We start from the raw sequence: 8,168 nt of genomic DNA, 5'->3' as shown, positions 1-8,168 counted from the left end.
GCCTCGTGTACTTGCTTGGAAGCACAAGTCGGCTTGCATTTATAAAAGCATGCTTGTGCATTGAATGCAAGCACGCTTGTGTTTATTTTGCTTACTGTATGCATATACAGCACTCTAGGGAGGTGGTTATGGCTAAGCAGAAGGGAGCCCCAGCAGATTCGGCACGGGCAGAAATGACGGGCATGGAACGGCTGGGTTTGAGGGTTTCGTCAATGATCAATCACCCAGTAGCTCAGGCGCAGCGCTGGGTAACGATTCATCGCCTGGATACTGATGGTGATCGGGAGTGGGAAGAGGTTCTAGGGGTGATCGCCGAAACCGACGAGCTTGAGCTGACGCTCAATGACGACGGCAGCGTGACCGTGAGGTGGGAGCAGCAAGAGGTTGAGGAAGCAGGGAGGGGCGTGGCTGAGTTTGAGCAGGAAGAAGAGGCGGCTCCTTTCTAGCAGGCAATAAAAAGCCCGGCGCTGGCCGGGCTTTGATGATGGGCATGGTCTTATACCGGAAGGCCGTTCCACACGTACAGCACACGGGCCAATATGTGGGTGTCATCCACGCGGATTTCTTCGATGTCGTGATGCTTGTTGTCGGAGATCATCTTGAAGCGATCCTTGCCTTTCTTCTGCAAGCGCTTCACGTACAGCATCTCGTCGTGGGAAAAGAGGTAGATGCCATCGCCGGTGAATTCCCGGATCGTGATGTCCACGAGCAGGGGATCGCGATCCTTTATCGTGGGTGCCATCGATTGTCCCCAGCCGGTGATCATCTTGAGGTGGAAGTGTTCTTTGAACGTGACACCCATCTCGCGCAGATGCTTGGGGCTGACCCGTATGTCCTGAAGCATCTCTGGGTATTCGTGCGGGATCTGCCCGCCACCCATCGCAGCGCGCACGTCGTAGTGGGCAATCCATACCTCGTCACCGACTTGGCCCGCCCTGGTGAAGTCGACTTTCACTACATTGGTCGACTTCGACTCGAGCGCCACCTCTTCTACCACTTCGGCGATTCGCGCTCTCGCCTCTTCCGATAAGCCACGGCCGTGCTTCGCGAGCATCTGCGTGACCAGGTCCGCCGAAGAATAATTGCCAGCTTTTGGAGCCTCCGCGACCTTCCGGCTTGGCGGCTCACCCTTGCCTGACAGCAACCAGTCGACCGTCGTGTCATAGCCCTCAGCGATCGCGACAAGGTTTTCGTTCTTTATGTTGCCGGTATCACCGGCAAACCACTGACGAACAGCTTCGTAGCTGACCCCGCAGGTGGTCGCTATATCTCTTTTGAACCCTCGCGGCCCGATCTCAGGCTTTCGCGCTAGGACAAGTTTCGCAATCCGATCAGTAATTTTCATGCAAGCAATCTACAAGTTAGCTTGGCAAGCATGCTTGCTTAGTAAACACAAGCATGCTTGAATTGCCGTATACCCAAAGGAGTCAGCCATGAACCGTGCCGACGCAATTAACCATTTCAAAGGGATCGCCCCCCTCGCCAAAGCGCTCGGCATCACATACGAGGCAGTCCGGCAGTGGGGAGAGGAGATTCCTGAGCTACGTCAGTACCAGCTTGAACTTGTAACCGACGGCCAATTGAAGGCCGACAAAAAGAAAACTGCTGCATAAGGCGTCCTTGTCATTGATCTGTTGAGCGAATGATCGCCGGACCTGGCGGCCGCTACCACGGAAACAAATTTGAGGTTTTACGAATGGAAGATTTCTTGAGGGCTTGCCACACCACCATCAAGGAAAGTGGGGCAGAAGAACTGGCCGGGAAGATGTGCCTCTCGCACGTGAGCCTGCTGCAGCGCTCGAACCCGGATAACTCGGCCCACCACCTGACCATCGAGCATCTGTTTGGCGTTCTGCTGCACACCGGCGACATGCGCGCGCTGATTTCCCTCGCTGACAAGTTCGGCTACGAGCTGGTAGCCCGCGAAAAGCCGGCAGCCAAGCCGTTGATGGTTGCTCTCGGGCATCTGTCCGCCGAGTGCGGGGATGTCGGACGCTTGATCTTCGACGCCGCCGCTGACAACCACATCAGCCAGCACGAAAAAGCCCAGGGCGAGAAAGCCATTCAGGAAGCAATCGAAGCGCTGCACATTCTGCGCGAATCGCTGAAGGCTGCCTGAATCGCAGGCATAAAAAAACCGCCTGGCAGGGCGGTCCTTTCAACAAAACGTAAAACACTGTGGGGCCATTATGAACACACTTGTTGCTCCAAGCAATACGGTCAGCATGTCGAGCCGGGAGATCGCCGATCTCACCGGCAAACAACACAAGGATGTCATCCGCGACATCCGCGTGATGCGTGAAGCCCTGGAGAAGGATGGCGCAAATCTGCGCCATCTTCAGGAAGAGAAGGACGGGCGGGGTTACACCGCCGAGTTCCAACTTGACCGCGTGCTCACCGAGACGCTTCTGACCGGGTACAGCATCCCGCTTCGCCATCGTGTCGTGACACGTCTTGGCGAACTCGAAAAGGTGTCGCGACACACCATATCGATGCCTTCCAATTTCGCCGAAGCCCTCCAGCTCGCCGCCGATCAAGCCAAGCAGAACGCTTCGCTGCACCAAGTCATCCAGCAGCAGGCGCCAAAGGTTCAAGCATTGGAGCGCCTGTCCGCCACCGACGGCTCAATTTGCATCACCTCGGCCGCCAAGCAACTTGGCATCGGCCCGCTGAAGCTCTTCAAGTGGCTCAGCGATAACCGCTGGATCTATCGCCGCACGTCCTTCGCCGCCTGGTCAGCCTACCAGCCTCGCCTCACCTCTGGCCTGCTCGAGCACAAGCTGGTCACGGTAGGAAAGGGCGCCGAGGAAGACCTCAAGGTGGTTGAGCAGGTCATGGTCACGCGCAAAGGCATTACCCATCTCGCAACAGTCATTCAGGAGGCTTTGTAATGGCCGGCGACTGGATCAAATTCGAACTCACCACCTTGGACAAGCCTGAGGTCTGCCAAATCGCTGACCTGGCTGGCATCGACCCAGATGCCGTAGTCGGCAAGCTGATGCGTGTGTGGGGATGGTTCGACCAACAAACAGAAAACGGTAACGCTCCGAGCGTTAGCAAAAAGTTACTTGATCGTCTGGTTGGCGTTATCGGTTTCTGTGAACACATGAAATCAGTTGACTGGATGATCGAGGCCCAAGGCGTGATAAGCCTCCCGCACTTTGATCGACACAACGGCAAGACCGCTAAAAACAGGCTTCTAACGGCTAAACGCGTGGCAAACCACAAGGCCAGTAACGCAAAAGGTAACGCTTCGAGCGTTAGCGATGCGTTACCTAAAGAAGATGTAGAGAAGAATAAAGAACCTCTCTCTGCGCGTGGTTCCGTTGACCCTCGCATGCCCAGCGAAATGACCCTCGACTGGAATCCTGATGACAAGCTGCTGAAGACCTACTCGGTTCACTCTGGCGTAGCGCTAGACCTGTTCACCGAAGAGGCGCGCCGCGCATTCACCGCACACTACGAGCCGCGCGGCCAAGTGAACACTCAGGCTGAGTGGGTTCAGATGCTGGTCAAGTGGGTGCTGAACGACAAGAACCGAGCCGCCAGCTCGAACGTGAAGCAGTTTCCTCAGCGCCCAGGGGCGGGACCAGACTTCGATGATCGTGGCTGGGGTGATGATATGGGCGGCGCCCTATGAAAAAGCCGAAGGGGCCCATGAGTGCTGCGAAGCTGCTGGACGCTGTGGGCGCGAAAGACGATATCCATAGCGCGATTGGTTCATATCAACCGCCAGCACTACCAACCATTCCTAAGACACTTCCACCGGGTACAGTCGATGTCGTCAATGCGCTGTTCAAAGAGCTTCAGGCGATCTTCCCGGCTTGGAAACAGGCCTGGCCCAACGACGTTGCGCTGGGCGCTGCAAAGCGTAGCTGGACCAAAGCGTTCATCGTCGCTGGCATTAATCAGATCGAGCAGATCCGTTTTGGGATCGAGCGATGCCGGGCCCTGGGCACTGACTTCATGCCGAGCGTCGGCAAGTTCGTCACGTTGTGCCAGCCGACACCGGAAATGCTCGGGATTCCTTCTCACGACAAGGCGTTTCGCGAAGCGTTACTGAATCTGCATCCCGCGCGAATAACCTCCCGACAGTGGTCGCACCCCGCTGTACGTCATGCCGCGCTCCAATGTGAGATGCATAACCTCGCAGACCTGATCTCGGAGAAAGCCAGCAAGGTTTTCGACAGGGCTTACGACATCACCATCCGCATGATGGTCCAAGGCCAGCCACTTGAAGACATCGCGGCAGGAATTGGACACGACTCGCAAAAGCCGGAAGTGGACCTGGCGCGGGAATATGGCGATGCACGCTTACTGGCGACCATGCGACTACAGGGGATCCCCACTGATGGCAGGAGCGCGCGCGAGCAGTTGATGGCGAAGTTCGGCAAGCGGGTTTCCCAATGAGCAAACTCACCAATGCCGCTCGCGATCGCGAATGCCAAGTTCGGTTTCCCGGCTGTTCCTGCGAACCGTCCACCACCGTCTTGGCTCACTACCGGCTGGCTGGAACCTGCGGAATGGGGATGAAGCCCAACGACTTCCAGGCGGCCTGGGCATGCGGCTATTGCCATGACATCGCAGACGGCCGTCTGCGTGCGCCTGGGGAGCTGACCAAATACGAGATCCGCCTATTCCTCGCCGAGGGTGTCATGCGCACCCAGGACATCCTGATAAGCGAAGGGAAGGTGAAGCTTTGAAACTGAAAGACAACATAGAAATTCAGGCTGAGGCACTCAAGCGCATCGGTTTCCCTCCCCGGATGGATGCGGCGTCGCTGACAACGCCAAACTTTTACCGGCTCCTTGAGCAGATGACTGTCCTCAAAGAGCGCGCCGGCCCCTGCGAGAACGTGGTGATCTGCAAGGACTGTTCAGCGGTGCACGACTGCCCATTTGGTGCGAGCCACGAAAACGCGTTCGATCACCGCCGGGTGTGTGGTTCATGCGGAAGCCGAACAGGCTTTCGTGATGTGGTCGGCCGCTGGGTTCCTTTCGCGGAAACATGGAAGCCTTGGACTTGGGGGAAGGGCTGCTGGGCATTCGATTTTTGCACCTCTCCCGGGCATCAGCCGGATGGAAAAAAGGTGACTGCGCAATGAGGCCTTTCACTGTGAAGCCATTCAGCCCGAAGCCGGCGCGGGCCAAGGCCGTGGACCGGGAAGGCCTGGAGCAGGCCGCCCTGATCAAGGAAATCACGCTGCGCTATCCAGCTGCCGCCAAGCTGATCTACCACGTCCCGAACGGTGGGCACCGGCACAAGCTGGTGGCGATCAAGCTGAAAGAGCAGGGCGTGAAGGCCGGCGTTCCTGACCTGGTGCTTCCCATGGCCCGCGGCGGTTACTTCGGGCTGTACATCGAGTTCAAGGCGACCGCGCCGCATGACGCCGCCGTTTCCCCGGCCCAGGACGCTTACCTGCAGGCGCTGACCGATCAGGGTTACCTGGCCATTGTCTGCCGTGGGCACTTCGACGCCATTGAGGCGATTCGCGCCTACCTACTTCAACCACAAACGAGGGTCGCTGCATGACGACGGCTGCAGTGAAAATCACCCAGGCCGAAATTAAGAGGCAGGCCGCCGGCGCAGCGCAGGATCTACGCGACCTTGAGAACAAAGGCCTGTACCTGCGCTTCAATAAGGCCAGAACCGGCGGTTCATGGTTCCTGGTGCTGAAAGGGGAGTGGAACCACATCGGCACTTACCCTGAGCTTTTTCATACCCAGGTGGTCGCTGCGCTCCCGGCGATACGTCTGCGTCTGGCCGCCGGCGAAGGGGCGAGTCTGTCGAAGTGGAGCGCAGTGGGTGAGCTGCTCGACTGGTTCGGTGATCGCATGTCCCGCGACCGCAACCTGTCGAGCAAGCGCAAGAACACCGGCGCCTCGATCATCAAGTGCCACCTGAAACCGCGTCTCGGTGAGCTGCCGCTGATCGCCATCGACAAGGCTGCACTCGACACCTTGCTGATGTGGCCGCTTCAGGAGACGGTCTCCATCGACTACGTGCGTTCGGCATTCCAGCTGCTGGCTCTGGCATTCCGGCAGGCGGCCAAGCTGGGGATGATCACGTCAAACCCGATGGCGGCGATCCGGTTCAACGACTTCTCCAAGGCGAAGGTCGGCATCAAGCCTTCCCGTCTGCGCGGTGTCCAGTTGGAAGGTCTGCTTGGGCAGCTAGCCGACGTCATGGCCACTGCACCGCTGGATTCGATGCTCGCGCTGATGATGCTCTGTCACGGCACGCGGATCGGCGAAACCCGGATGGCCCGCTGGTCGCACATCAGCCTGGCCGAGCGTGAGTGGTTCATCCCGGCCGAGCACACGAAAACCGGTGTAGAGCATCACCTGCCCCTGACGGAGCAGGTGTGCACGCTGCTGACATCGTACCGCGAAGGTCAGTACGCCCGAGGCTATGACGGCCAATGCCTGTTCCCAGCGCGCAACGGCAAGGCGCTGGGCGAGGCTCAGGGCTGCGCCGTGTTTCGCCGATTGGGGCAGGGCGAGTGGACAAGTCACGACCTGCGCAAGGTGGCGCGCACTGGCTGGGCAGATCTCGGCATTGACCACTTGATTGGAGAGCTGCTGATCAACCACGCGATGGGCCACAACGTGAAGGTGTACATCCAGTCGGACGTGATGAGCCGCAAGCGTGATGCCCTCGAACAGTGGCACGCGCATCTAGATCAGAAAGGCTTTGCAGCGATTCACGGATTGACCGGCTTTAGATTTGAAGATTCCGGTAATTCGCTGAAAGCCACAGAGCATAAGGCCTGCGAGGCCAATCAATATTCAACCATAGGCGAGGTTTAAAAATGGCCATAAAGATGACATCCCTCAGAAAGGCGTTCTGGAAAGTGAAGTGCTATTACCAGATGCATAGCCTGGTGCCTCCGGCTTTCTGGGTCGGCTTCTGGTTTGCTAACGGCGCTTATTGGGCTGTTGTGCTGATCGGCTTCGCGTCGAACTTGTCACGGTATGTCCGCGGCCTCTTTGGCTACGATTTTTGAGGTGTTCGCGATGAAAAAGAGCCACGGCCCAGCATTTCGCGCCGCCATGCTCGATCTGGCCAAGTGCCCGGCATGCCGTGGTCGGGCAGTGATCACAGGCGTATTCCATGAACTGGCCTGCGTGCAGTGCAACGCCTCGGGCTGGGTAACCGCCGAAACGGGCGATGCGCTGCCGCTGGAGGTGCTGGTGACGCAGCTGAGCATCCGGCTGCAGGCCGCAGACCGTCAGATTGAACAATTAAAGCGGCCCGCGCTGATGACAGGCGCCGCCGCCCAGTACGACGAGAACAACCGGCGCGGCCCAGGCGCCACCAACTTCACAGGGGATTGATCCATGGCTATGTACAAAGACGTGATGGGTACCCTGGTGCGGGTGCTGGCAGCGGACAACATCGACAACAGCACGAAGCAGTCTTGGCAGAAGCTGATCGACGCCGATCTGCGTCAAGGTGGCACCGGCAGCACGTTGTCAGTGCGCGACAAGTTCGATTACGACTGCTGCCTATATGCACTGCTGCACCGTCAGCTTGACCCGGCTCAGTGGGACGTTCTGGTGGCCAAATACTCGACGCACAAGGGGAACAAGGTGAATGCCATTGGCCGCCTGGTAGCTCGGATGGTGTCTCCGGCGCCTCACCTGTTCATTTACAAGGCGCTGACCGCCTGGGCCATACCGAAGCTGAAGGGCATTCAGGTCGGCAAGCGTTCTACCGACATGATCGTGCTTCCCGCTGAGTTCTACGATATGAACACTTGGGATTTGGATGGATCCCCGGAGCGCACGCGCCGTAACTGGCGAGGCGGAATCCACAAGCGTTTGGAGCAGCTCGAAGAGCTGGCCGTGATTCACGCGACCGACATCTTTGACCGCGAGCAAATCTTTGTAGATGCCGCTTGACCCTATGGCCGACTGGCCGTAAATTAACCCCATCATGTCGATCTTGCGCGTATGAGAGACGACGATTAAAGCCCAGCCCATTGCTGGGCTTTTTGCTTTCTGCAATTCATTGAGCCTCGGCATTCGCCGGGGCTTTTTCGTTTTCGGCTCCACCACACCCGTTGCTATGGCCGGGAGTGCTGATGGGGCCGGATTTATCAATCTCCCCGAGAGGGAGGAAATCCGGATGCCACCCATGCCAGACAAGCCAGACACGTGGGCCCA

General features: G+C 58.1%; 13 protein-coding genes. 12 read left to right on the top strand and 1 reads right to left on the bottom strand.

Annotated elements, in window-relative coordinates; translation table 11 throughout:
• The first annotated feature begins 128 nt into the window (after positions 1–128).
• Positions 129–446, top strand: coding sequence for a DUF1654 domain-containing protein (locus V3W40_RS34425; protein ID WP_330216533.1), 318 nt, complete (start codon positions 129–131; stop codon positions 444–446).
• 50 nt (positions 447–496) lie between these two features.
• Here V3W40_RS34425 and V3W40_RS34420 read toward each other — a convergent pair whose 3' ends face one another.
• A complete protein-coding gene (locus V3W40_RS34420) occupies positions 497–1,345 on the bottom strand; it encodes an XRE family transcriptional regulator (protein WP_330216532.1) in 849 nt (282 codons plus the stop codon).
• An 88-nt stretch (positions 1,346–1,433) separates the two neighbouring features.
• On the opposite strand from V3W40_RS34420, the gene V3W40_RS34415 reads away from it, so the two are divergent.
• The 11 genes from V3W40_RS34415 to V3W40_RS34365 all read left to right on the top strand — a co-directional run bounded on the left by V3W40_RS34415 (position 1,434) and on the right by V3W40_RS34365 (position 7,904).
• On the top strand, positions 1,434–1,613 hold the full coding sequence (locus V3W40_RS34415) for a Cro/CI family transcriptional regulator (protein WP_044275252.1): 180 nt from the start codon (positions 1,434–1,436) through the stop codon (positions 1,611–1,613).
• Positions 1,614–1,696: 83 nt separating this feature from the next.
• A complete protein-coding gene (locus V3W40_RS34410) occupies positions 1,697–2,119 on the top strand; it encodes a phage regulatory CII family protein (protein ID WP_330216531.1) in 423 nt (140 codons plus the stop codon).
• Between the two features lie 70 nt (positions 2,120–2,189).
• On the top strand, positions 2,190–2,891 hold the full coding sequence (locus V3W40_RS34405) for a phage antirepressor KilAC domain-containing protein (RefSeq protein WP_330216530.1): 702 nt from the start codon (positions 2,190–2,192) through the stop codon (positions 2,889–2,891).
• The gene (locus V3W40_RS34400; RefSeq protein WP_330216529.1) at positions 2,891–3,640 is read left to right on the top strand and encodes a DnaT-like ssDNA-binding domain-containing protein; all 750 of its coding nucleotides are present in this window, start codon (positions 2,891–2,893) and stop codon (positions 3,638–3,640) included. The genes V3W40_RS34405 and V3W40_RS34400 overlap by 1 nt, the downstream gene beginning before the upstream one ends.
• Before the next feature lie 17 nt (positions 3,641–3,657).
• Complete coding sequence (locus tag V3W40_RS34395) at positions 3,658–4,410, top strand: replication protein P (RefSeq protein ID WP_330216528.1); 753 nt, start codon at positions 3,658–3,660, stop codon at positions 4,408–4,410.
• The gene (locus V3W40_RS34390) at positions 4,407–4,703 is read left to right on the top strand and encodes a DUF1364 domain-containing protein (RefSeq protein WP_330216527.1); all 297 of its coding nucleotides are present in this window, start codon (positions 4,407–4,409) and stop codon (positions 4,701–4,703) included. Before V3W40_RS34395 ends, V3W40_RS34390 begins: the two co-directional genes overlap by 4 nt.
• Positions 4,700–5,104: a hypothetical protein gene (locus V3W40_RS34385; RefSeq protein WP_330216526.1), complete on the top strand. Its 405-nt coding sequence runs from the start codon at positions 4,700–4,702 to the stop codon at positions 5,102–5,104. Before V3W40_RS34390 ends, V3W40_RS34385 begins: the two co-directional genes overlap by 4 nt.
• Positions 5,101–5,532 carry a VRR-NUC domain-containing protein gene (locus tag V3W40_RS34380; protein ID WP_330216525.1) on the top strand — a complete coding sequence of 144 codons (432 nt, stop codon included), beginning with the start codon at positions 5,101–5,103 and terminating at the stop codon, positions 5,530–5,532. The genes V3W40_RS34385 and V3W40_RS34380 overlap by 4 nt, the downstream gene beginning before the upstream one ends.
• Complete coding sequence (locus tag V3W40_RS34375; RefSeq protein ID WP_330216524.1) at positions 5,529–6,809, top strand: tyrosine-type recombinase/integrase; 1,281 nt, start codon at positions 5,529–5,531, stop codon at positions 6,807–6,809. Before V3W40_RS34380 ends, V3W40_RS34375 begins: the two co-directional genes overlap by 4 nt.
• A 207-nt stretch (positions 6,810–7,016) precedes the next feature.
• The gene (locus V3W40_RS34370) at positions 7,017–7,337 is read left to right on the top strand and encodes a hypothetical protein (protein ID WP_330216523.1); all 321 of its coding nucleotides are present in this window, start codon (positions 7,017–7,019) and stop codon (positions 7,335–7,337) included.
• A gap of 3 nt (positions 7,338–7,340) precedes the next feature.
• Positions 7,341–7,904, top strand: coding sequence for a hypothetical protein (locus V3W40_RS34365; protein WP_330216522.1), 564 nt, complete (start codon positions 7,341–7,343; stop codon positions 7,902–7,904).
• Positions 7,905–8,168 lie beyond the last annotated feature (264 nt).

Source organism: Pseudomonas sp. AM8, from assembly GCF_036346475.1.
In the GTDB taxonomy this organism is placed as follows: Bacteria; Pseudomonadota; Gammaproteobacteria; order Pseudomonadales; family Pseudomonadaceae; genus Aquipseudomonas; species Aquipseudomonas marginalis.
The sequence above is the reverse complement of the archived record's forward strand: the minus strand, read 5'-3'. Positions and strand labels throughout refer to the sequence as shown.